General features: G+C 72.6%; 21 protein-coding genes and 1 pseudogene. 10 read left to right on the top strand and 12 right to left on the bottom strand.

The annotated features are described in order from the left end of the window. Positions 1-99: 99 nt before the first annotated feature. From ACF09E_RS05625 to ACF09E_RS05645, 5 genes and pseudogenes are all read right to left on the bottom strand, one after another. The gene (locus tag ACF09E_RS05625; protein WP_392204026.1) at positions 100-1,248 is read right to left on the bottom strand and encodes a DUF475 domain-containing protein; all 1,149 of its coding nucleotides are present in this window, start codon (positions 1,246-1,248) and stop codon (positions 100-102) included. 28 nt (positions 1,249-1,276) lie between these two features. Further along, positions 1,277-1,852, bottom strand: a pseudogene (locus ACF09E_RS05630) (TerD family protein). A gap of 82 nt (positions 1,853-1,934) precedes the next feature. Beyond that, positions 1,935-2,510, bottom strand: a complete 576-nt coding sequence (locus ACF09E_RS05635) for a TerD family protein (RefSeq protein WP_015033386.1) — start codon at positions 2,508-2,510, stop codon at positions 1,935-1,937. A 127-nt stretch (positions 2,511-2,637) separates the two neighbouring features. Beyond that, entirely contained in the window at positions 2,638-3,108 is a 471-nt protein-coding gene (locus ACF09E_RS05640) for a peroxiredoxin (protein WP_392204027.1), read from the bottom strand. Positions 3,109-3,261: 153 nt separating this feature from the next. Then, on the bottom strand, positions 3,262-3,684 hold the full coding sequence (locus tag ACF09E_RS05645) for a DUF3052 domain-containing protein (RefSeq protein WP_041662345.1): 423 nt from the start codon (positions 3,682-3,684) through the stop codon (positions 3,262-3,264). A 418-nt stretch (positions 3,685-4,102) separates the two neighbouring features. Here ACF09E_RS05645 and aceE point away from each other — a divergent pair, with 418 nt between their 5' ends. Both aceE and ACF09E_RS05655 read left to right on the top strand, forming a co-directional pair. Further along, the gene (gene aceE, locus ACF09E_RS05650) at positions 4,103-6,835 is read left to right on the top strand and encodes a pyruvate dehydrogenase (acetyl-transferring), homodimeric type (RefSeq protein WP_392204028.1); all 2,733 of its coding nucleotides are present in this window, start codon (positions 4,103-4,105) and stop codon (positions 6,833-6,835) included. A 122-nt stretch (positions 6,836-6,957) separates the two neighbouring features. Beyond that, complete coding sequence (locus tag ACF09E_RS05655) at positions 6,958-7,821, top strand: potassium channel family protein (RefSeq protein WP_392204029.1); 864 nt, start codon at positions 6,958-6,960, stop codon at positions 7,819-7,821. Here ACF09E_RS05655 and ACF09E_RS05660 read toward each other — a convergent pair. Both ACF09E_RS05660 and ACF09E_RS05665 read right to left on the bottom strand, forming a co-directional pair. Beyond that, positions 7,802-8,215 (bottom strand): peptidase inhibitor family I36 protein, encoded by a 414-nt coding sequence (locus tag ACF09E_RS05660; RefSeq protein ID WP_392204030.1) that lies wholly within the window; start codon positions 8,213-8,215, stop codon positions 7,802-7,804. The two genes, ACF09E_RS05655 and ACF09E_RS05660, sit on opposite strands and share 20 nt — an antisense overlap. 162 nt (positions 8,216-8,377) lie before the next feature. Then, positions 8,378-10,000, bottom strand: coding sequence for an MFS transporter (locus ACF09E_RS05665; protein ID WP_392204031.1), 1,623 nt, complete (start codon positions 9,998-10,000; stop codon positions 8,378-8,380). 94 nt (positions 10,001-10,094) lie between these two features. Between ACF09E_RS05665 and ACF09E_RS05670 the strand changes: the two genes are divergently transcribed. The 7 genes from ACF09E_RS05670 to ACF09E_RS05700 all read left to right on the top strand — a co-directional run bounded on the left by ACF09E_RS05670 (position 10,095) and on the right by ACF09E_RS05700 (position 17,741). Further along, positions 10,095-10,763 (top strand): TetR/AcrR family transcriptional regulator, encoded by a 669-nt coding sequence (locus tag ACF09E_RS05670; RefSeq protein WP_392204032.1) that lies wholly within the window; start codon positions 10,095-10,097, stop codon positions 10,761-10,763. 123 nt (positions 10,764-10,886) lie between these two features. Next, complete coding sequence (locus ACF09E_RS05675; RefSeq protein WP_392204428.1) at positions 10,887-12,026, top strand: alpha/beta hydrolase; 1,140 nt, start codon at positions 10,887-10,889, stop codon at positions 12,024-12,026. A gap of 74 nt (positions 12,027-12,100) precedes the next feature. Next, positions 12,101-12,976 carry a DUF4429 domain-containing protein gene (locus tag ACF09E_RS05680; protein ID WP_392204033.1) on the top strand — a complete coding sequence of 292 codons (876 nt, stop codon included), beginning with the start codon at positions 12,101-12,103 and terminating at the stop codon, positions 12,974-12,976. Between the two features lie 214 nt (positions 12,977-13,190). Beyond that, the gene (locus tag ACF09E_RS05685; RefSeq protein WP_392204034.1) at positions 13,191-14,624 is read left to right on the top strand and encodes a sensor histidine kinase; all 1,434 of its coding nucleotides are present in this window, start codon (positions 13,191-13,193) and stop codon (positions 14,622-14,624) included. Continuing rightward, on the top strand, positions 14,621-15,304 hold the full coding sequence (locus tag ACF09E_RS05690; RefSeq protein WP_388799208.1) for a response regulator: 684 nt from the start codon (positions 14,621-14,623) through the stop codon (positions 15,302-15,304). Before ACF09E_RS05685 ends, ACF09E_RS05690 begins: the two co-directional genes overlap by 4 nt. 173 nt (positions 15,305-15,477) lie before the next feature. Continuing rightward, positions 15,478-16,527, top strand: coding sequence for an alpha/beta hydrolase (locus ACF09E_RS05695; RefSeq protein WP_392204035.1), 1,050 nt, complete (start codon positions 15,478-15,480; stop codon positions 16,525-16,527). Then, positions 16,524-17,741, top strand: coding sequence for an acyltransferase (locus ACF09E_RS05700; protein ID WP_392204036.1), 1,218 nt, complete (start codon positions 16,524-16,526; stop codon positions 17,739-17,741). Before ACF09E_RS05695 ends, ACF09E_RS05700 begins: the two co-directional genes overlap by 4 nt. 19 nt (positions 17,742-17,760) lie before the next feature. On the opposite strand, the gene ACF09E_RS05705 is transcribed toward ACF09E_RS05700, so the two are convergent. Then, positions 17,761-18,786: an aldo/keto reductase gene (locus ACF09E_RS05705; RefSeq protein ID WP_392204037.1), complete on the bottom strand. Its 1,026-nt coding sequence runs from the start codon at positions 18,784-18,786 to the stop codon at positions 17,761-17,763. Beyond that, positions 18,783-19,193 (bottom strand): MerR family transcriptional regulator, encoded by a 411-nt coding sequence (locus tag ACF09E_RS05710; protein WP_361862327.1) that lies wholly within the window; start codon positions 19,191-19,193, stop codon positions 18,783-18,785. Before ACF09E_RS05710 ends, ACF09E_RS05705 begins: the two co-directional genes overlap by 4 nt. Before the next feature lie 51 nt (positions 19,194-19,244). On the opposite strand from ACF09E_RS05710, the gene ACF09E_RS05715 reads away from it, so the two are divergent. Then, the gene (locus ACF09E_RS05715; RefSeq protein ID WP_392204038.1) at positions 19,245-20,075 is read left to right on the top strand and encodes a serine hydrolase domain-containing protein; all 831 of its coding nucleotides are present in this window, start codon (positions 19,245-19,247) and stop codon (positions 20,073-20,075) included. An 85-nt stretch (positions 20,076-20,160) separates the two neighbouring features. On the opposite strand, the gene ACF09E_RS05720 is transcribed toward ACF09E_RS05715, so the two are convergent. From ACF09E_RS05720 to ACF09E_RS05730, 3 genes are read right to left on the bottom strand one after another with little or no spacing between them, the layout of a single operon-like run. Further along, the gene (locus tag ACF09E_RS05720; protein ID WP_392204039.1) at positions 20,161-20,868 is read right to left on the bottom strand and encodes a hypothetical protein; all 708 of its coding nucleotides are present in this window, start codon (positions 20,866-20,868) and stop codon (positions 20,161-20,163) included. Further along, a complete protein-coding gene (locus ACF09E_RS05725) occupies positions 20,865-22,472 on the bottom strand; it encodes an ATP-binding protein (protein ID WP_392204040.1) in 1,608 nt (535 codons plus the stop codon). Before ACF09E_RS05725 ends, ACF09E_RS05720 begins: the two co-directional genes overlap by 4 nt. Then, positions 22,469-23,161 (bottom strand): response regulator, encoded by a 693-nt coding sequence (locus ACF09E_RS05730; protein ID WP_388799185.1) that lies wholly within the window; start codon positions 23,159-23,161, stop codon positions 22,469-22,471. The genes ACF09E_RS05725 and ACF09E_RS05730 overlap by 4 nt, the downstream gene beginning before the upstream one ends. Positions 23,162-23,185 lie beyond the last annotated feature (24 nt).

A 23,185-nucleotide genomic window follows, 5' to 3' on the forward strand; every position in this document is an offset into this window, starting at 1 on the left:
CCGGCGCCCCGAGGGGTCCGTACCGGCACCGCACATGACTGCGGGGCGGCCGGGTGCTCCGGCCGCCCCGCAGGAAAGCGTTCCTCAATACCGGGGGTGTCACACCCCGGACGGCACCTCGGTCTTGTCCCCCGAGGAGCCGGACCCGCCCTCGGCCGCCGCCAGCCTGCGGTTGCGGCGGACGGAGGACCAGAAGGACAGGGCGATCAGGGCGACGCCGATGAGGCCGGTGACGACCTCGGGGATCTGGTAGCGGATGGTGACCATGAGGATCACGGCCAGCGCGCCGATCGCGTAGTGCGCGCCGTGCTCCAGGTAGACGTAGTCGTCGAGGGTGCCCTGGCGGACCAGGTAGACCGTCAGCGAACGGACGTACATGGCGCCGACACCCAGGCCGAGCGCCATGAGCACGATGTCGTTGGTGATGGCGAAGGCGCCGATGACACCGTCGAACGAGAAGGAGGCGTCGAGGACCTCCAGGTAGAGGAACATGAAGAAGGCGGCCTTGCCGGCCAGCTGCACGGCGCCGACCTTCTTGCCGCTGCGCCTGGCCTCCTCCTCGGCCTCGTGCTCGCGCTCCTCCTCTTCCTCCAGCTTGTTCTCGAAGTAGCCGGAGAGCCCGCCGACGACGAGGTACGTGATGAGGCCGAAGACGCCGGAGAGCAGGACCGTCGCCGCCTTGTCGACGTGCGCGCCGCCGTGCTGGTGGGCCTGGGTCGCGAAGGTCATGGCACTGACGGCCAGGACGATCAGGGCGATGCAGACCGAGAGCATGTCGATCTTGCCGAGCTTGGCCAGCGGCCGCTCCAGCCAGCCGAGCCACTTGATGTCGCGGTCCTCGAAGATGAAGTCGAGGAAGATCATCAGCAGGAACATGCCGCCGAAGGCCGCGATCGACGGGTGCGCGTCGGTCACGAGCTGCTCGTAGCGCTCGGCGTCGTTGAGCGCGAGGTCGACCGCCTCGATGGGGCCGATCTTGGCGCTGATCGCCACGATCACGACGGGGAAGACCAGTCGCATGCCGAAGACCGCGATCAGGACACCGATGGTGAGGAAGATCTTCTGCCAGAAGGCATTCATCTTCTTCAGGATTCCGGCGTTGACCACTGCATTGTCGAAGGAGAGCGAGATCTCGAGGACGCACAGGATCGCGACGATCCCGAACGCCTCCCACCCCCCGTAGAGCACCGCTGCGACCAGGCCGAGCGCCGTGATGGCGAACGACCAGCCGAAGGTTTTCAGAACCACTGTTTGCCCCATCGTGAATTACATGGCTTTACGAGACATTGACCCCGAAGTCTAGAGCGATGCCCCGCAGACCCGACGCGTACCCCTGACCGACCGCGCGGAACTTCCATTCGCCGTTGTACCGGTAGAGCTCACCGAAGATCATCGCGGTCTCGGTGGAAGCGTCCTCGGAGAGGTCGTACCGGGCGAGTTCCTGGCCGTCCATCTGGTTCACGACGCGGATGAACGCGTTGCTGACCTGACCGAAACTCTGACCGCGATTGTCGGCGTCGTGGATCGACACCGGAAAGACGATCTTGTCGCAGTGCGCGGGCACCTTGGAGAGGTCCACGATCAGGGACTCGTCGTCCCCGTCGCCCTCGCCCGTGAGGTTGTCCCCGGTGTGCTCGACCGAGCCCTCCGGGCTGCGCAGCTGGTTGTAGAACACGAACTACTCGTCCCCGAGCACCCGTCCGGCCTGGCACAGCAGCGCGCTGGCGTCGAGGTCGAAGGGGGCTCCGGTGGTGGAGCGCGCGTCCCAGCCGAGCCCGACGAGGACCTGGGTGAGGTTGGGTGCGGCCTTGGAGAGGGAGACATTGCCTCCCTTGGCGAGCGTGACGCCCATGATTCGTTTCCTCCCCGGTGGTGATGAGGCACGTCCGGCGCCGCACGGGATGTGCGGCGCCGGACGGTTCGAGCTGTTCGGCTCAGACGTTGACGCCGAAGTCCTGCGCGATGCCGCGCAGGCCCGAGGCGTAGCCCTGGCCGACGGCGCGGAACTTCCACTCGTCGCCGTTGCGGTACAGCTCGCCGAAGACCATGGCGGTCTCGGTCGAGGCGTCCTCGGAGAGGTCGTACCGGGCGATCTCGGCGCCGCCGGCCTGGTTCACGACGCGGATGAACGCGTTGCGCACCTGGCCGAAGGACTGCTGGCGGTTCTCGGCGTCGTAGATCGACACCGGGAAGACGATCTTGGCGACGTCGGCCGGCACCGTGGCCAGGCTGACCTTGACCTGCTCGTCGTCACCCTCGCCCTCACCGGTGAGGTTGTCACCGGTGTGCTCGACGGAGCCGTCGGCGCTCTTCAGGTTGTTGAAGAACACGAAGTCCTGGTCGTTGCGGACCTTGCCCTCAGCGCTCACCAGGATGGCGCTGGCGTCGAGGTCGAAGTCCGTACCGGTGGTGGTGCGGACGTCCCAGCCCAGACCGACGGTCACGGCGGTGAGGCCAGGGGCCTCCTTGGTCAGCGAGACGTTGCCGCCCTTGCTGAGGCTGACTCCCACGAGTCCCTCCATGTGGTTTCCAGGGGCAGCGCCCCCAGTCGTGCGTTGGCATCGGATCAACGAGTGGATCCTAGTGACGGGTTCCCGCTCGAAACAGTCGATTCGCCCGGTGAATCCGGGTGTCGGGTCAGATCGGGGGCCGGAGCGCGTCGAGGGCCTTGACGTAGTCGCCGAGGTCGCGGGCCTCCGGCAGGCCGTTCACGACGGTCCACCGGACCACCCCGGCCCTGTCGATGACGAAGGTGCCGCGCACCGCGCAGCCCTTCTCCTCGTCGAACACGCCGTAGGCGCGGGAGGCCTCGCCGTGCGGCCAGAAGTCGGAGAGCAGCGGGTACTCCAGGGACTCCTGCTCGGCGAAGACGCGCAGGGTGTGGATGGAGTCGGTGGAGACGGCGAGGAGCCGGGTGTCGTCGTTGACGAACGTCGAGAGGTTGTCCCGCAGCTCGCCGAGCTCGCCCGCGCAGACGCTCGTGAAGGCGAAGGGGTAGAAGAGCAGCACCACGTTCTGCTCGCCGCGGAAGTCGGAGAGCCGCACGGTGCGCCCGTGGTTGTCCCTGAGCGCGAAATCCGGGGCCTCGGCGCCGACCTCGATCGCCATCGCGTACGCATCCCTTCGGCGGGGCCCTGACCTTGGGCCGAATCGGTGAACCCCACCCTACGGCCTGTGTGTGCGGGCCCCCGGGAGGCCCGGCGCGGCGACGCACGAAAGCCCCCGCCGGCGGACCGGCGGGGGCTGATCGCAGCGTGGGGATCAGCGCTTGGGGGCGGTCAGGCGGGTGCCCGTCCAGTCCTTGGCGACACTGATGCTCTTGGTCTGGGAGAGACCAGCTGTCTGCGCGGCATCGTTGATGTCGCTCGGCTCGATGTAGCCGTCGCGGCCGGTCTTCGGCGTCAGCAGCCAGATGGTGCCGCCGTCCTCCAGAAGACCGATGGCGTCCACCAGGGCGTCGGTGAGATCGCCGTCCTCGTCGCGGAACCAGAGCACGACGGCGTCGGCGACGTCGTCGTAGTCCTCGTCCACGAGCTCGGCCCCGATGATGGACTCGATGCCTTCACGGAGATCGTGGTCGACGTCGTCGTCGTAGCCGATCTCCTGGACCACCTGTCCGGGCTCGAACCCCAGCCTGCCGGCCGGGTTGGTCCGCTCCTCCGCGTGGTCCGCGGTCGCGCTCACGGCTTGCCTCCTGCTCATTCGGTAAATGCTTGGGCCGCGCGTATGCGCGCGGCGCTGGCCGTAGTCCACACGTGCCGGGGTGGATCGCGCAAGTACCCGGCCGCGGAGACCGCCGAAACGGTGACGTTTGGGGCCGTCTCGCCGCAACTTCCGGCGCCCCGGTCACCCTGCTCCGTGATCAGGCACACATGATTCGTGCCGGTTTGAGGACTTCTGAGGTTTCAGTCTGCCGAACGCCCGGACGAAACGCATGCGCGGGTTGAGCGTAAGGTTGCGATTTGACCGCACCCAGAGTCGTGGAGGACACCGCCGGGTGTTACCCCTCGGTAAATGTGACGTCTGGCGCACACGGGGTACACGATGGACATCCCGACCACTTCGTGGCCCCGTGGGCACCACCGAACAGCGAAGGAAGAGCGTGGCTCCCGGATCCGATCGCAACCCGATCATCATTGGCGGCCTTCCCAGCCAGGTCCCGGATTTCGACCCGGAAGAGACCCAGGAATGGCTCGACTCCCTCGACGCGGCCGTGGACGAGCGGGGCCGTGAGCGAGCCCGCTACCTCATGCTCCGGCTCATCGAGCGGGCCCGCGAGAAGCGCGTGGCCGTGCCCGAGATGCGCAGCTCGGACTACGTCAACACGATCGCGACCAAGGACGAGCCCTTCTTCCCCGGCAACGAGGAGATCGAGCGCAAGGTCCTCAACGCCACCCGGTGGAACGCGGCCGTCATGGTCTCGCGCGCCCAGCGTCCGGGGATCGGCGTCGGCGGCCACATCGCGACGTTCGCCTCCTCCGCCTCGCTGTACGACGTCGGCTTCAACCACTTCTTCCGCGGCAAGGACGAGGGCGACGGCGGCGACCAGATCTTCTTCCAGGGCCACGCGTCGCCCGGCATCTACGCCCGCGCGTACCTGCTGGACCGGCTGAACGACACGCAGCTCGACGGCTTCCGCCAGGAGCGCTCGAAGTTCCCGAACGGGCTGTCGTCGTACCCGCACCCGCGCCTGATGCCGGACTTCTGGGAGTTCCCCACGGTGTCCATGGGCCTCGGCCCGCTCGGCGCGATCTACCAGGCGCGGATGAACCGCTACATGGAGGCGCGCGGGATCGCGGACACCTCCAAGTCGCACGTCTGGGCCTTCCTCGGCGACGGCGAGATGGACGAGGTCGAGTCGCTCGGCCAGCTCTCCATCGCGGCCCGCGAGGGGCTGGACAACCTCACCTTCGTCGTCAACTGCAACCTGCAGCGGCTCGACGGCCCGGTGCGCGGCAACGGCAAGATCATCCAGGAGCTGGAGTCGATCTTCCGGGGCAACGGCTGGAACGTCATCAAGCTGATCTGGGACCGCTCCTGGGACCCGCTGCTCGCGCAGGACCGCGACGGCATCCTGGTCAACCGGTTGAACACCACCCCGGACGGCCAGTTCCAGACGTACGCCACCGAGACCGGCGGCTACATCCGCGACCACTTCTTCGGCGACGACCACCGGCTGCGGGCGATGGTCGAGGGCATGAGCGACCAGCAGGTGCTGCACCTGGGCCGCGGCGGGCACGACCACAAGAAGATCTACGCGGCCTACGCGGCGGCGAAGGCGCACGCCGGCCAGCCGACGGTGATCCTCGCCCAGACCGTGAAGGGCTGGACGCTGGGCCCGAACTTCGAGGGCCGCAACGCGACCCACCAGATGAAGAAGCTGACGGTCGACGACCTGAAGCGCTTCCGCGACCGGCTGCACATCCCGGTGACCGACCGGCAGCTGGAGGACGGCCTGCCGCCGTACTACCACCCGGGCCGGAACTCCGAGGAGATCCAGTACATGCACGACCGCCGCAAGGCGCTGGGCGGGTACGTCCCCACCCGGGTCGTGCGGTCCAAGCCGCTGGCGCTCCCCGACGACAAGACCTACGCGGCCGCCAGGAAGGGCTCCGGGCAGCAGTCCATCGCCACCACGATGGCCTTCGTCCGCATCCTGAAGGACCTCATGCGGGACAAGGAGATCGGCAAGCGCTTCGTGCTGATCGCCCCCGACGAGTACCGCACCTTCGGCATGGACGCGTTCTTCCCGAGCGCCAAGATCTACAACCCGCTGGGCCAGCAGTACGAGGCGGTGGACCGTGAACTGCTTCTCGCGTACAAGGAGTCGCCGACCGGCCAGATGCTGCACGACGGCATCTCCGAGGCAGGCTGCACGGCCTCGCTGATCGCCGCCGGCTCGGCCTACGCCACCCACGGCGAGCCGCTGATCCCGGTGTACGTCTTCTACTCGATGTTCGGTTTCCAGCGGACCGGCGACCAGTTCTGGCAGATGGCCGACCAGCTCGCCCGCGGCTTCGTGCTGGGCGCCACCGCCGGCCGGACGACCCTGACCGGCGAGGGCCTCCAGCACGCGGACGGCCACTCGCACCTGCTGGCCTCGACCAACCCGGCCTGCATCGCCTACGACCCGGCGTACGGCTTCGAGATCGCGCACATCGTCAAGGACGGTCTGCGCCGCATGTACGGCTCCGAGGCCGAGGACGTCTTCTACTACCTGACCGTCTACAACGAGCCGATCCAGCATCCGGCCGAGCCGGACGACGTGGACGTGGACGGCATCCTCCAGGGCATCCACCGCTTCAAGCCGGCCGAGGCCGGCGCGATCCCGGCGCAGATCATGGCCTCCGGCGTCGCCGTGCCGTGGGCGCTGGAGGCGCAGCGGATCCTCGCCGAGGAGTGGAACGTCCGGGCCGACGTCTGGTCCGCGACCTCCTGGACCGAGCTGCGGCGCGAGGCCGTGGCCGTCGAGGAGCACAACCTGCTCCACCCGGACGAGGAGCAGCGCGTCCCGTACGTGACGCGCAAGCTCCAGGGCTCCGAGGGGCCGTTCGTGGCGGTCTCGGACTGGATGCGCGCGGTGCCGGACCAGATCTCCCGCTGGGTGCCGGGCCCGTACAGCTCGCTGGGCGCCGACGGCTTCGGCTTCGCCGACACCCGGGGCGCGGCCCGCCGCTACTTCCACATCGACGCCCCGTCGATCGTGCTGGCCGTGCTGACCGAGCTGGCCCGCGAGGGCAGGATCGACCGCTCGGCCCTGAAGCAGGCGGTGGACCGCTACCAGCTGCTCGACGTGGCGGCCGCCGACCCGGGCGCCGCCGGCGGCGACGCCTGATCCGACGGCCCCCCGGGACCCCCGGGAAGCCTCCCGGCACCGCCCGGACGGCACAGCGCACCTGGTGAGGGGCGGTGGGACCTCGATCCCGCCGCCCTTAGGCGTTCTCTACGATTCCCCGCATGAAGGATCGCTGGGAAGCCCGTACACAGATGCCGCTGCTCGTCCTGGCCGTGGCCTTCGGCATCGCGTACGCCGTGCCGATCGTGGCTCCCGACGCCGCGCCCTGGGTGCACCGGCTGTGCAACCGGGTCGAGTGGGCGGTGTGGGCGGCCTTCGCCCTCGACTACCTGGTGCGGCTGGCGCTCGCCCCGGCCCGCTGGGCCTTCGTCCGCTCCCACCCCCTCGATCTGCTCTCGGTCCTGCTGCCGCTGGTGCAGCCGCTGCGGCTGCTGCGGGTCGTCTCCACGCTCCTCCTCGTCGGCCGGCGGGCCCGGATGGCCCCGCAGATCACGCTGACCACCTATGTGGCGGGAGCGGTGGTCGGGCTGATGATGTTCGGCTCGCTGGCCGTGCTCCACGTCGAGCGGGACGCTCCCGACGGCAACATCAAGACGCTCGGGGACGCGGTCTGGTGGTCGTTCACGACGATGACCACGGTCGGCTACGGCGACCACGCCCCCACCACGGGGCTCGGCCGGATCCTCGCGGTGGGCCTGATGCTCTCGGGCATCGCCCTGCTCGGTGTCGTCACGGCGAACATCGCGGCCTGGTTCATCTCCCGCTTCGACCGCGACGACGCGGTGGAGCGCCGCCAGACCGAGCTGCTGGAAGCGCTGACGCGGGAGGTCCGCGAACTGCGCGCGGAGGTCGCCCGGCTGTCGGCCCCGGCGGGCGCCGCCGCGGACGGCCCCGCCCTGCCGGCGGTGCCGGCGCCCCCCGCAACCCACGTCCCCCGCGACCCCACCGCCCCGCCCGTCTCCGCGGCTCCTACCGCCTCCACCGCTCCTACCGCTCCTACCGCTCCTACCGCTCCCAGAGCTTGAACGCTCTGACCTCGTAGGGCGTCTGCGGCACCCACGTGCCGCGCCCCGGGTAGGTCTCGAACTCCCCCGTCTCCGCGCACTCGGCGGACTGGTACGTGGTGACGGGCCGTCCCGTGCGGTTGGCGAGGGACTGGGCCGATGCGCCCGGCGGCAGCGCGACACAGCTGTCGATGTCGGTCGTGGCCAGTTCGTGGGTCTGCACCCTGCCCTTGAAGTCGGGCTTGGGCCAGAGGCAGAGCCGTCCCGGACCGCAGGCCCCGAGCGCGGTCCCGGCCGGCGCGGCCGCCGCCGGGGCCGCGAGGCAGGCGGCCAGGACGGCCGCGAGGAGCAGAGCGGTCTTCGTGACCGATCGCGTCGCCGACTTCGCAGTCGCCGACTTCGTATACGTGTACATGCTGATGAACCCCCGCTTGGTGACTCTCCGTAACCGAAAGCATGGCGGAGGTCACCCCGGGACGGAAGAGGGGCCGCCCCCGTTCACGCGATCGGGTGACGGCCCCTGAGAAGGCCCGAGGTCCGGCGTCCCGCGGACACCCGCGGGACGCCGGGCCGGACGTCAGATGTGGCCGCCCATGCCACCGGCCTCGGCGTTCTCGCCGCGCTTGGTGAGCGTGGCGACCAGGGCCGCGACGACGGCGACGACACCGGCGACGGTGAAGGCCAGGCCCATGCCGTCGAGGAAGGTGTCGTGGATGACGCCGGTGATCTGCTGGAAGACGTCGGGGGTCATCCCCGGCGCCTGGGCCAGCTCCGCCGGGGCCATGCCGAACTCGGCGGCCTGCTCCAGCTGCGGGTCGGCCGGGGCCGGGATGCCGGCGGCGACCCAGTTGGACTCGAAGGTGGCGGCGACCTTGGAGGACATGACGGCACCGAGCACGGCCGTGCCGAGCGCGCCGCCGACCTGCATCGCGGCCTGCTGGAGTCCGCCGGCCACGCCGGAGAGCTCCAGCGGCGCGTTGCCGACGATGACCTCGGTGGCGCCGACCATGACCGGCGCGAGACCGAGGCCGAGCAGGGCGAACCAGAGCGACATGACGAGGGTGCCGGTGCCCGACGAGAGCGTGATCATGCCGAACATCGCGACGGCCGTGCAGACCATGCCGCCGACCAGCGGGACGCGCGGGCCGAACCGGGTGATCAGCGCGCCCGCGAGCGGCGAGGAGACGATCATCATCGCGGTCAGCGGGAGCAGGTGCAGACCGCTGTCGACCGGGCTGAGCCCCTTCACGCCCTGGAGGTAGAAGGTCACGAAGAAGAGGCCGCCCATGAAGGCGAAGGCCATGAGGACCATCAGGACCACGCCGGCCGAGAGCGGCACGGAGCGGAACATGGCCAGCGGGATGAGCGGCTCCTTGACCTTGGTCTCCCAGAAGGCGAAGACCGCGAAGAGCAGCACCGCGCCCAGCAGACCGCCCCACGTCTTGCCGCTCGACCAGCCCCAGGACTCCCCGGCCTTGATGAGGCTCCAGACGAGGGAGGCCATGGCGCCGGAGAGCAGCAGGATGCCGAGGATGTCGAAGGAGCGGGGCGCGTTCTCCGCGCGGTGGTCCTTGAGGATGACCAGGCCGAGGACGAGCGCGACGACGCCGACCGGCACGTTGATGAAGAAGACCGACTGCCAGCTGACGTGCTCGACGAGCAGGCCGCCGACGATCGGGCCGCCCGCGGTGGACGCGCCGATGACCATGCCCCAGATGCCGATGGCCATGTTCAGCTTCTCGGCGGGGAAGGTGGCACGGAGCAGGCCGAGCGCGGCCGGCATCAGCAGGGCGCCGAAGAGGCCCTGGAGGATGCGGAAGGCGATCACGGCCCCGATGGAGTTCGAGAGGCCGATGGCGCCGGAGGCCAGGGCGAAGCCGGCGATGCCGATGAGGAAGGTCTGCCGGTGCCCGAAGCGGTCTCCGAGCTTGCCGGCGGTGATCAGCGCGACGGCGAGCGCGAGCAGGTAGCCGTTGGTGATCCACTGGACCTGGGCGAGGGAGGCGCCGAGGTCGGTCTTGATGGCGGGGTTGGCGATGGCGACGATGGTGCCGTCGAGCGCGACCATCATCACGCCGACCGCGACTCCGAAGAGCGTCAGCCACGGATGGCCGCGCAGTCCCTTCGCCGGGGCCGGTACGGGTTCCCGGGCATCCCCCTGACCCTGCGGGGCCTTTTCCACGGTGGTCTGACTAGTCATACGAACGAGGCTAGTGACAGTCACTGACAATTGACAAAGCGATTCACGCGCCGGTAACTGTCACGTAGCTCACAGGTACGCTGAGCAGGAAGAAATGCGTGAGAAACGTGAAGTAGGGGACCCTGACGTGACCTTGCCCGGCCTGCGGGAGCGGAAGAAGCAGCGAACGCGCGAGGCACTGGTCAAGGTGGCCCTCGAGCTCTTCACCTCGCACGGCTACGAGCGGACGACCGTCGACGAGATCGTCGACTCCGTCGAGGTCTCCCAGCGGACCTTCTTCCGCTACTTCTCCTCCAAGGAGGAGGTCGCCTTCGCCGTCCAGCAGATGGTGGAGGAGCGCTTCGTGGAGGCGCTCCGGCGGCGGCCCGCCGGCGAGGGGCCCTTCGACGCGCTCCGCAACGCCGTGCTCTCCGGCTGGGACACCATCGGCGACGCCATCACCGCGGTCGTCCCGCTGGAGCTGTATCTGCGCACCTTCCAGATGATCGAGTCGACGCCCGCGCTCCTCGCCGTCCATCTGCGCCGCTCCATGGAGATGGAGGAGACCCTCGCCGGGATCATCGCCGAGCGGGAGGGCCTCGACGTCGACGCGGACCCGCGCCCGCGGATCGCGGTGGCGGCCTTCAGCGGTGTGATGCGCGTGACAGGGCAGATGTGGGGCCGGGGCACGGATCAGAGCCTGGAGGCCATCCGTGCCTTGACCGAGCGGTATCTGGATCACCTCGGGCCGGCTCTCGCACCCCGCTGGCGCGACGGGGCGTAGGTCACGATCGGTCGGATCGTCCGCCCGCGCCCCGTAGGGTGGCCGCCCGTGACACCCGTCGAAGCCGACTCCCCCTCGCTCGTCGTCCTGCGCACCCTGCTGGCGCTCGCCGTCGTGTTCGTGATGCTCGCGACCACCGGCTGGACGACGATCACGCACCGTCCGGTGCCCGGCCCGTCCCGCGAGGCCGCGCTCGCCGCCTGGGCGCGCGACCGTGTCGACCACCGCCCGCTGCCGGCGCCGACCGCCTCGGCCGGGGTCGTCGCCGCGTACTTCGCCCGGCTCGGGTCCGCGCGCGCGACGGCGCTCGCCGTGCGGCACCCGCTCGTCGTCGGCAATCTCGACGGCGTGCCGGTGGCGCTGCGCTACCGCGCCAACCGGATCACCCTGGGGCGCGCGCTCGACGCCGAGCGGGACCTCGTCCGCGACGCCCGGCTCTCCGCCGAGGGCCGGCACGAGGCGCAGCGGCGCCTGGACCGGTTCGTCTCGCTGCTGCGGCCCGGCCGGCAGGTCCTCGCCTTCGATCCGACCGGTACGGGCCGTACGGCCGAGGTCCTCGGGGATCTGACGCGGGCGCGGCACGTCTCGGTGATCGTGCCCGGCGTCGACACCAACCTCCTGACCTTCCAGAAGACCCACGGCCGGTACGGGGCTCCCGCCGGCATGGCCCGGTCGCTGTACCGCGCCGAGCGGGAGGCCTCCCCCGGCGCGAGGGTCGCCGTGATCGCCTGGGCCGACTACACCGCGCCCGCCGGGGTCGGCGTCGACGCGATGACCGGCCGCCTCGCCGAGGGCGGCGCCGCGCGGCTGGTCCGGCTGACCGAGGGCCTGCCCGGCCACGCGCGCGTGGCCCTGTTCTGCCACAGCTACGGTTCCGTGCTCTGCGGGGTCGCCGCGCCCCGGCTCCCGGCCCGGGTGACCGACGTGGCGGTGGCCGGAAGTCCCGGGATGCGGGTGGAGCGGGCGGCGGAACTCCGGACCCCCGCGCGCGTGTGGGCGATGCGGGACGCCGACGACTGGATCGCGGACGTGCCGCACCTGGAGGTCGGCGGGGTCGGGCACGGCGCCGATCCGGTGGCCCCGGAGTTCGGCGCCCGGCTGCTCTCGGCCCGCGGCGCCGTCGGCCACAGCGGCTATTTCGCGCCGGGCACCGAGAGCCTCGGCAACTTCGCCGCGATAGGCGTCGGCGCCTACGGCGAGCTGGTCTGCGCCCGTGCCGACAGCGCTTGCCACGGGGGAATATCCGGTACGGAAGGGCGCTGACGCGCGTAGATCACGTAATTTCGGGACCTTTCACGGGGGCGACGCACAGGCACACGCCGCATACGATGAGGCGTATGGGTGATGTGCTGGCCGGAATTCATGCCACCTGGGAGTTCGAGAGTGACGCCCTCGTCATCCGCTTCGACCGGGGGAACCGTGCGCCGAGACTCTTCGGCGTGCTGCGCGAACGACGTGTACCGCACGAGGCGCTGGCGTCCGTGACGCTCTCGCCCGGCAAGCGGGGCACCGTCGTGCTGCACGCCGTGCCGAGACCGGGTGCCGATCCGCTGATGGAGGCGGCCGCGGGACAGCTCCCGGAGGCCTGCGACCCGTACCGTCTGGTGCTGCCGGCGGACCGGGAGACGCTCGCCGAGTACTACCGGGACGAGCTGCGGGCCGTCCTCGGGACAGGGGCCTACTCCGGCGACCCCTCGGACGGGCTCGGCGCGGAGCCCGCGGACCGCTTCCTCGTGGCGCCGCCGCAGGGTCCGCAGTCCTTCAAGGCGTACGACGGCAAGGCGAGCTTCGACGGGCAGTCGGAGGTCTCGTTCCGCTGGTCGTGGACGGGGGCCTCCTCCGAGAAGTGGAAGGCCGGCGACCAGTTCTTCCACGTACGGGACCTCTGCGGGATCGAGTGGCGCTCGCCGGACGTCCTGGACGGGCACCTGCGGCTGGTGCCGCGGGGCGGCGAGCCGCGCGCGTCCCAGCCCGACCACGATCCGGCGTCCGTCGTGTTCGGCCTCGGCTACGGGCCGGTGCACCTGTCGCTCCCCTTCGCCGCGGCGGTCCTCGCGGCGATCAGGACCGCGGACCGCGTCCCGGCCCGCACGGCCGCCGCTCCCGGGGCGGTCGCCGAAAGGATTCGGCACCTGGGTGAACTGCACGAGGCGGGACTGGTGACGGACGAGGAGTTCTCCGCGAAGAAGGCGGAACTCCTGGCGGAGCTCTAGGGAGTGTCTCGCCGGGCCAGAGGCACGGGAGCGGACGCGGGAACACCCTGGCCGCGTGCGAACCCCGGCCAGGGCCGGAGCCGGCCCGAGCGCACCCGGAGCGGTCGGGCGCGGGGCCGGCGTCCGGGCCCGGTGTCATACCCGGGTATCAGGCCGGAGCCCGGTCCCCGGTATGACGTCGGGGGCCCGGCCCGCTGCCTACCCTGAGCGGGTCATGGCTACCGAACCGCGGCACGAGCCGCCCACCCCCGCCCTGCGGCGGCTCAGCACCCGGACGCGCGAGACGTTCCGGGGGCTCGGGACCGCGCTCACCACACCCACGGCACCGGGAGCACCGCTCCTCGCCGACGCCTCCTCGCGCTGGGTGCGGCTGCTGCCGTACGCCGTCGCCGTCGCGTTCGTCGCCTCCCTGCTCCCCACCACCGTCCACCTCCTCGCCGAGGACTACGGCGTCCACGGGGCACTCGCCGGAGCCATCGGCACCGCCCAGACCGCGCCCCTGCTGCTCGCCGTCGCCCGCCCGCTCCAGGCCTGGTGGATCGTCTTCACCGCCGACGTGCTGGGCGCGCTCGTGCTCCTCGTCGCCGACGGCCCGCGCGCCGAACTCTGGCCCTGGACCCCGCCGGTCGTCGTCGGCTACTGCGCGCTGATGGTCGCGCTCGGCCTGCGCGAGTCCCGCCGGGCCCTGTTCGGGGTGTGGCTGGCGACCGGGGCGGCCGGCTACGTCCTGGAGGCCTTCCGCCCCTCCGAGTACACCAGCGTGCACACCCTGCTCGTCGTCCTCAGCGGGGTGCTGCTCCTCCTCACCTCGGCGGTACGCGCGCGGGGCGACGCCCAGCGGCGGCTCGTCGAGCAGGAGACCATCAGCGAGGCCGAGCGGGCCCGCCGCACGCTCCTGGAGGAGCGCGCCCGGATCGCGCGCGAGCTGCACGACGTGGTCGCCCACCACATGTCGGTGATCACCGTGCAGGCCGACTCGGCCCCGTACCGCATCCCCGGCCTCCCGGACGCGGCGCGCGAGGAGTTCAGCTCGATCGCGTCGAGCGCGCGCGAGTCGCTGGCCGAGATGCGACGGCTGCTGTCGGTGCTGCGCAGCGACGGCGGGGAGGGCGAGCGCGCCCCGCAGCCGGGCCTCGACCGGGTCCAGCAGCTCGTCGAGGCGACCGTACGGGCCGGGGTGCCGGCCGAACTGCGGCTCGCCGCCGACCTCGGGAACGTACCGCAGGCGGTGGACCTGTCGGCCTACCGGATCGTGCAGGAGGCCCTGGCGAACGTCGTCCGGCACGCCCCGGGGGCGCCGACCCGGGTGTCCGTCCGGGCGGACGGCGGCTGGCTGACGGTCCTGGTCGTCAACGGGCCCTCGACCGAGGCGGGTTCCGCGGTGGAACGCGGCGCGGCCGGCACCGGGCACGGGCTGGTCGGCATGCGGGAGCGCGTACGGTTGACGGGCGGCTCGCTGGACACCGGGCCGCTGCCGGACGGCGGCTTCCGGGTCGCCGCGCGGCTGCCGCTGACCCCGGACCCGGTGCCCGCCGCGGCGGAGCCCGGGAAGCCGGCGCCCGCCCCGCGTGCGACCCCGCCCGCCGTCTCGCCCCCGTCTCCGACCCCGCCCCCTGCTTCGCCCCCGACCGCCGAGGACCCCGAGTGACCATCCGCGTGATCATCGTCGACGACCAGGCCATGGTGCGGGCCGGTTTCGCCGCACTGCTCGCCGCGCAGCCCGACATCGACGTCGTGGGCGAGGCCCCGGACGGGCGGCAGGGCGTCGACGTGGCCCGCTCGACGCACCCGGACGTGGTCCTCATGGACGTGCGGATGCCGGAGCTGGACGGCCTGGCCGCGGCCCGGGAGATCCTCCACCCGCCGGCCGGGGTCGTGCACCGGCCGAAGGTCCTCATGCTGACCACCTTCGACGTGGACGACTACGTCTACGAGGCGCTGCGCGCCGGAGCCTCCGGCTTCCTCCTCAAGGACGCGCCCCCGGCGGACCTGATCGCGGCGGTACGGATCGTGGCCGCGGGCGAGGCCCTGCTCGCCCCGTCCGTGACGCGCCGGCTCATCGCCGACTTCGCGGCCTCCCGGCCCGCTCCGCGCAGGGACACCACGGCGCTGCGCCTGAACGGTCTGACCCCGCGCGAGACCGAGGTCCTGGAGCTCATCGCGCGCGGCCTGTCCAACCAGGAGATCGCGGACCACCTCGTGCTCGCCGAGCAGACGGTGAAGACCCACATCGGCCGGGTGCTGGCCAAGCTGGACCTGCGCGACCGGGCGCAGGCGGTGGTCTTCGCCTACGAGTCGGGGCTGGTGACCCCGGGCACGGCGTCCTGACCCCGGCCTCCCGGGGGAAAACCCCACCCTCCTCCTGGTGTTGTCCGCTCCACCACCCCCTACCCGGGTATCAGGCGGGAGTTGGCCCCTCGGTGTGACGTGCCGTCACCCGCCGTCTTCCTACCTTCCTCTCGCCAGCGAACGAGCGAGTACCGGAGAGGGAGGGCGGCCCCATGCGCCGTATTTCGAGGACCCTGATCACCGCGGCCGTGGTCACCGCGGTGGTCGGCGGGACGGCCGGCTGGGCGTCCGGAGACAGCCAGGAGGCGGTCACCGGGGCGCCGGTCGGGACGGCGGAGTGGCGGGCCGCGGGGCTGCCGGACCCGGAGCGGACGGACCCGGCCGGAATGGCGCGGTTCTTCGCCGGGCTGAGCCCCGCACGGCAGCGGGAACTGGCCCGGACGCACCCGACGGTCGTCGGGAACCTCGACGGGGCGCCGCCGGAGCTGCGGTACGAGGCCAACGCCCGCACCACGCGCGGGGCGTTCGGCGACGCGCGGGTCCTCGCCCACGACGCCCGCGGCCGCGGCCAGGTGGTCCTGGTGTACGGCGACCTGGCGCGGGCCGCGCACGTCGCGGTGATCGTGCCCGGATCGGACGTCGCCGCGGACCGCGTGCGGCCGCTCACCGACATGGCCACCGCCCTGCGGAAGGCCGCCGGACCCGACACGGCGGTCGTCGCCTGGGCCGGGTACACCACTCCCGTCGGCGTCGGCGTGGACGCGGCCACCGGCCGCCTCGCCGAGGCCGGGGCAGACCGGCTCACCCGCTTCGTGGACGGTCTCGCGGCCGTCGGAGCGGCCGAGCCCTCGCTGTTCTGCCACAGCTACGGCTCCGTGGTCTGCGGCCTCGCCGCCCACGACCTGAAGGCCAAGGACCTGGTGGTCTTCGGCTCCCCCGGGATGCGCGCCGCGAACGTGGCCGAGCTCGGCACCTCCGCCCGCGTCTGGGCGGCGAAGGACCCCACCGACTGGATCGACCGGATCCCGAACGTACGGGTCGGCGACCTCGGCCACGGCACCGACCCCGCCGACCCGGCCTTCGGGGCGCGGCGGATCGCGGCCGACGACGCGGCCGGCCACGGCGGCTACCTCGCGCCGGGCACCTCCTCCCTCCGCACCTTCGCCGCGATCGCCGACGGCTCCGTCCGCACGGCCGGCGAGCCCCGTCCCGTCACCGTCCGCGCCGCCGCCGGCGCCCGTACCGGGGGAGAGGTCCGATGAGCGCCCTCGCCACCCTGGCCCGCCGCACCGCCCGGACGATCGAGGCGGGCACCCCCGCCCACCGCGACCGGGCGATCGACGGGCTGCGCGCCCTGGCCCTGCTCGCCGTGCCCACCGGGCACTGGCTGCTCGGCGGCTTCACGCGCTCCGCCGACGGGGCGATCCACAACGCGAGTCCGCTGAGCGGCTTCGCGGGGCTCGCGCCGGTCAGCTGGGTCCTCCAGATGCTGGGGATCTTCTTCCTGGTCGGCGGCTACGCCTCCGTCCTCTCCTACCGGCGCAGAAGCGGCTCCACGCGCGCGTGGCTCGGGGGCAGACTCGCGCGGCTCGGCCGCCCCGTGCTCGGCGTCACCGCCGTCTGGGCGGGACTGCTGCCCCTGCTCCGCTTCGGGTTCGACGTGCCCGTGGACACCCTGCGGACCGCGTCCACGCTGGTGATCCAGCCCCTGTGGTTCGTGGGGGTGTACACGGTGGTCACGGCGCTCACCCCGCTGTGCGTGCGGGCGGCCCGCCGCCTCGGGGTGTGGGCCGCGGCGCCGCTGCTCGGCTCGGTGGCCCTCGTCGACTTCCTGCGCTACGGCCCGTACGCGGACGCCGTGCCGTCCTGGCTGAGCCTCCTCAACATCCTGCCGGGCTGGCTCTTCGCGTACCAGCTCGGCGTCTCCTGGGGCGAGGGCCGGGTCACCCGGCGGCACGCGCGGGCGCTGCTGGCCGGCGGGGCCGTGCTCTTCGCCGTCCTGCTGCTCGTCTTCGGCTACCCGGCGTCGATGGTCGGCGTCCCCGGCGAGGCCCGCACCAACTCCCATCCGCCGTCGCTGCTGGTCCTCGCCCTCGCGGCCGCGCAGAGCGGCGCGGCGATCCTGCTCAGGGACCGGCTCGGGCGGCTCCTGAGGCGGCCCGCGCTGTGGGCGCCGGTCGTGGTCGTGAACCTGTCGGCCATGACGATCCTGTGCTGGCACCAGACGGCGATGCTCGCCGCGGCGGTCCCCGCCGCGTACCTCGGCGAGGTGCCGGGGCTGGTCGGCGCGCCGGACTCGGTGGGCTGGATCCTGGCGCGGCTGGCGTGGATGCCGGTCTTCGCCGGACTGCTCGTCCTGATCGGGCGGTACGCGCGCGGGTTCGAGTCGCCGTGGGCGAAGACCGGGCCGGGGCGCCGCACCCTGGCGGGGCTGCTCGCCGCGGGGTTCGCGGTCTTCGCCCTGGGGCTGGCGTGAGGCGCCCGGGGGCGCGGGATCAGACCTCGCGGGCCGCGGACGTCGAGCTCATGTCCGGGTAGCGGTCGCCCGTCACCAGGCCGGCGATGGGCTCCAGCGCCGCGAGCTCGTCGGCGGTGAGGACGATACGGGTGGCGGCGGCGTTCTCCTGGAGGCGGGAGCGCTTGCGGGTTCCGGGGATGGGGACGACCGTGAGGCCGTGGACGGCGGCCCGCTGCTGCACCCAGGCGAGGGCGATCTGCGCCGGGGTCGCGCCGTGCGCGGCGGCGATCTTGCGGACGGGGTCGAGGAGGGCGGCGTTGCGCTCCGCGTTCTCTCCGGTGAACCGGGGCTGGTACCGGCGGAAGTCGCCGCCCGACAGGTCCTTGGCGGCGTCGGCGAAGGCCCCGGTGAGGAAGCCGCGGCCGAGCGGCGAGTAGGGCACGAAGGTGACGCCGAGTTCGGCGGCGGCGCCGACGGCGCTGCGCTCGACGTCCCGGGAGAAGAGCGACCACTCCGACTGGAGGGCGGCGATCGGGTGGACGGCGTACGCCTCGCGGAGCTCGGGCCCGGTGACCTCGCTGAGGCCCAGGTGGCGGACCTTGCCCTGCCGGACGAGTTCGGCCATGGCGCCGACGGACTCGGCGAGGGGGACCTCCGGGTCGCGGCGGTGCATGTAGTAGAGGTCGATGGTCTCGATGCCGAGCCGGCGCAGGCTGTCCTCGACGGCCTTCCGGATGTAGGCCGGGTCGTTGCGGACGGCCCGGTAGGTCGGGTCGTCGGCGCGGCGCTCCACGGCGAACTTGGTGGCGAGGGTGACCTCGTCGCGGTGGGCGGCGAGGAAGGGGGCGAGGAACTCCTCGTTGGCGCCGCTGCCGTAGATGTCGGCGGTGTCGATCAGGGTGACGCCGGCCTCCAGGGCCGCGTCGAGGGTGTCGCGGGCGGCCGCCTCGTCGGTGTCGCCGTAGAACTCGCTGATACCCATGGCTCCGAAGCCCTGGACGCCGATCTCGGGGCCGTCCTGGCCGCCGAGGCGTACGGTGTCGATCCTGTTCGCGCTGGTCATGAAGGTGTTCCTCCGCATGCGGTGCCGTAGTGGCCGATCTTGATGTCGAGCACGGCGAGCGTGTCCTGGAGCTCGGTGATCCGGGCGAGCACGTCCCTCCTGGTGGCCTCCAGGAGTTCCCGCCGGGCGTCCCGGGTGTGGTCGCCCTCCCGCACCAGCTCCGCGTACCGGACCATGTCCGCGACCGGCATCCCCGTGAGCCGCAGCTTGCCGACGAACGCGAGCCAGTTCAGGTCCTGCTCCGTGAAGCGGCGCTGGCCGGTGTGGGAGCGGTCGACGTGCGGCATGAGGCCGATCCGTTCGTACCAGCGCAGGGTGTGCGCCGACAGGCCGGTCAGCGCGGAGACCTCGCTGATGGTGTGGTGGGTCCGGGGCCGGCTCGGGCTCGTGCTCGCCATCGCGCTCATGCCTCCACGCTAAAACGTTGGAGTGCACTCCAAGCAAGTAGGCTCGGCCCCATGCAGAGCAGCGTGCCGAGTCTGGCGTCGATCGAGAACTGGCCCGTCCCCACCGCGGCGGCCGCCGTGGTCCGCGCGGACGGCACCCTGGCCGGGTCGTACGGCCCCACCGGGCAGCGTTTCCCGCTCGCCTCCGTGACCAAGCCGCTCGCGGCGTACGCCGTCCTCGTCGCGTACGAGGAGGGGGCGGTCGACCTCGACGAGCCGGCCGGGCCCGAGGGCGCGACCGTACGCCACCTCCTCGCCCACACCTCGGGGCTCGCGTTCGACGAGAACCGGGTGATGGCCGCGCCGGGCACCCGCCGGATCTACTCCAACACCGGTTTCGAGGCCCTCGGGGACCACCTGGCGAAGGCGACCGACATCCCGTTCGCCGAGTACCTGCATCAGGCGGTCCTGGAGCCGCTGGGCATGGCGTCGACGACGCTGGACGGCTCGCCCGCCAAGGACGCCGTCTCGACCGTCGACGACCTGGTGCGGTTCGCCGCCGAGCTGCAGGCTCCGCGGCTGCTCGACCCGCGGACCGTCCTGGAGGCGATGAGCGTCGCGTACCCCGGTCTGACCGGCATCCTGCCCGGGTACGGGCACCAGCGGCCCAACGACTGGGGTCTCGGCTTCGAGATCCGCGACGGCAAGTCGCCGCACTGGACGGGCGCCGGGTCCTCGCCCCGCACCTTCGGGCACTTCGGGCAGTCCGGCACCTTCCTGTGGGTGGACCCGGACGCGCGCGCGGCGTGCGTGGCGCTGACCGACCGGCCCTTCGGGGCGTGGGCGGTCGAGGCGTGGCCGCCGTTCACCGACGCGGTCCTGGCCGATCTGCGGGCGGCCTGAGACCCGGTCCGGCAGCGCCTCCGCACCGCCCGACCTCCGCGCACCGGTGCGCGGGCGGGCCGGGGACGGCCGGGGGCGTCTCCGGCTATCCGTCGCAGCGGGCGGTGGGCAGGATCCCGTCCGGGCCGCTGAGCGACACGTCGACCAGGCCGGCCGCGTCCTCGGCGTAGGCGGTGGTGCACACCAGCTGGTGGACGCCCGCCTCGGACAGCTTCTTGACGGGGAACGGCGTCCGGACCCAGACCAGCCGGCGCGTCCTGGTGCCCGTCGCGGGGTCCCCGGTCGAGTCCTGCAGCACGGTCGGGCTCCCCGCGCCCGCCGTCGGCAGGGCGGTGGTGACGCCGGCCGCGGCCTCGTTCGCCCGCGGGCCGGCCACGAGCATGGCGAGGATCTTGTCGGTGGCGGCCCCGCCGCGGCGCAGCTCGTCGCGGGAGATCTCGTAGTCCGGGCCGAACAGGTCGGTCGGGGAGCCCGTCCCCGAGCCCTCCCACGGGGAGCCGTCGGCCGGCCCGGGGACGCCGAGACCGCGGGCCACCGGCATCGAGCGGCCGTCGGGGCCGACGAAGTACAGCACGATCCGTTCGTTCGGCGGCGGCTGGGCCTTGACCGTGGCCGCCCCGCCCGCCTCGACGACGTCGGTCTTCTGTATGCCGCAGCCGGCCACGGCGGTCGGCACCAGCAGGGCGAGCAGGGCGGCGGACGCGCCGCGGCGGCGCCCGTCGCCCCGTGCCGGCCGGCGGCGCCGGGCGCGCGCGGTCCCCGTTCCGGTCACCGTGGCGTCCGCGCCGGTCACAGCGGCATCCGCACCGTGAAGACCGCTCCGCCCTCCGGGGAGTTGGCGGCGGTGACCGTGCCTCCGTGGAGCCGTACGTTCTCCAGGGTGATCGCGAGGCCGAGGCCGCTGCCCGCCGAGCGGGTCCTGGCCTGGTCCGCCTTGTAGAAGCGGTCGAAGACGTGCGGCAGGACGTCGGGGTGGATGCCGGGACCCCGGTCGGCGACCTCCGTCACCAGCTGCTCCTCCTCCGCCCACAGCCGGACCGTGACCGGCGCCGCGCCGTGCCGGAGGGCGTTGCCGACGAGGTTGGCGACGACGACGTCGAAGCGGCGCGGGTCGAGCCGGGCCCGGATCCCCTCCCCGAGGTGCGGGACGACCTGGGCCGGATCGGTCCAGTGCCGGTGCTGGAGGGTCTTGCGGACGCAGTCGGCGGCGTCGACCTCGTCGGTGTGCAGCTCCGCGGCGCGGGCGTCGAAGCGGGAGATCTCCATGAGGTCCTCGACGAGTACGGCGAGCTTCCCGGTCTCGGCGCTGATGAGGCGGACCGCGCGGGCCGTGTCGCTGTCGAGGGCGCCGGCGTCCTCGTCGAGGACCTCGGTGACGGCGAGCATCCCGGCGAGCGGGGTGCGGAGTTCGTGGGAGACGTCGGAGGCGAAGCGGCGGGCCCGGGCCTCGGCGTCGCGGAGCTCCGCGACGGAACGTTCCAGCTCGGCGGCGGACTCGTTGAACGTCCGGGCGAGGTCGGCGAGTTCGTCGCTGCCCGTGGCGTGGATCCGGGTGTCGAGCCGGCCGCGTCCCATGCTGCGGGCCGCGTGGCGGAGCTCGCGGACCGGCCGGAGCACGCCGCGCGCGGCGATCAGGGCGGGGATCAGGGCCACGGCGAGGGCGGGCAGGGCGCCGTCCCGGGCGGCGGTGACCATCGCCTCGATGTTGGCCTCCTCCTCGTCGAGCTCCATGACGGCGTAGAACACGAGGCCGGTGCGCTGCGGCGGGCCCTCGGGCGAGTGGGCCAGGAAGACGGCGGGGACGGCGATGGTGAGGTACGGGGTGCCGTTCCTGACCACCCGCTGGAAGCTGCCGTGCGGGACGGCCTCGTCGTCGGCGGCGCGGGCCCGCAGCTCCGGCGTGATGACGGAGGAGGTGGGCCGGTCGGTGGAGGAGACACGGAGGGTGCCGTACTCGGCGTAGACGCGCCAGGCGCGGGGCTTGCCCTGGCGGGCGACCAGCATGAGCGCGTCCCGCAGCATGTCCGGTTCGACGGGCAGGGTGACGCCGAGGGCGGCGACCTGCTCACGGAAGGCGGAGACGGCGGTGTCCTGGGTCTGCTCCAGGATCGCGTTGCGGGCGGCCCGGTAGGTGAGCGCCGCGGTGGTGCCGCAGCCGACGGCGGCGACGAGCAGGAAGGCGAGGACGAGCCGGGTGCGCAGTCCGAAGGGGTGCGGGCGCAGCCGCGGGCTCCGGCCCTCGCGCCGGGCGGTACGCCCGCGGCGCCGGCGTCCGGCAGCCCCTCGGTCGGGGCCGTGGCCGTGGCCGCCCGACCCGCCGTCATGGCCGTGGCCGGAGTGCCCGCCGGGCCCGCCCTCCCGCCCGGTGTCCTCGTCCGGGGCGACGCAGGCCTTCACTGCGGGCCCAGCGGGCCGAAGCGGTAGCCGAAACCGCGCAGGGTCTGGATGTAGCGCGGGTCGCCCGGGGTGTCCTCGATCTTGTTCCGCAGCCGGCGTACGCAGGCGTCGACCAGCCGGGCGTCGCCGTGGTAGCTGTGCTCCCAGACGTGTTCGAGGAGCTGCTGCCGGCTGAACACCTGCTCCGGTGCGGCCGTGAGGTGGAGCAGCAGCTTCAGCTCGGAGGGCGCGAGGGCGATCCGCTCCCCGGCCTTGGCGACGGTGAGGCCGGCCCGGTCGACGGCCAGCTCCCCGTGGAACTCGACGGCGGCCCGGCCGCCGGCCGGCTCCTCGATGCGCCGCAGCACGGCCCGGATGCGGGCCTCGATGACCTCGGTGCGGGCGGGCTTGACGATGTAGTCGTCGGCGCCGGCCTCCAGGCCGATGACGACGTCGAAGTCGTCGCCGCGGGCCGTCAGCATGATGATCGGCAGCTGGCTGTTCTCGCGGACCCGGCGGCACACCTGGACGCCGTTGATGCCGGGCAGCATCAGGTCGAGCAGCAGGAGGTCCGGCCGGAACTCCGCGAGCGCGTCGAGTCCGGCCTCCCCGGTGGCGGCGGTGCGCACCTCGTGCCCGCGGCGCCGGAGTCCGAGCTCGACGCCTTCGCGGACGGAGGGGTCGTCTTCTATCAGGAGCACGCGGGGCATCTGTGAAGTATCCAAGGTCGAAGG

It is taken from the genome of Streptomyces sp. NPDC014891, from assembly GCF_043081085.1.
Classification (GTDB): domain Bacteria; phylum Actinomycetota; class Actinomycetes; order Streptomycetales; family Streptomycetaceae; genus Streptomyces.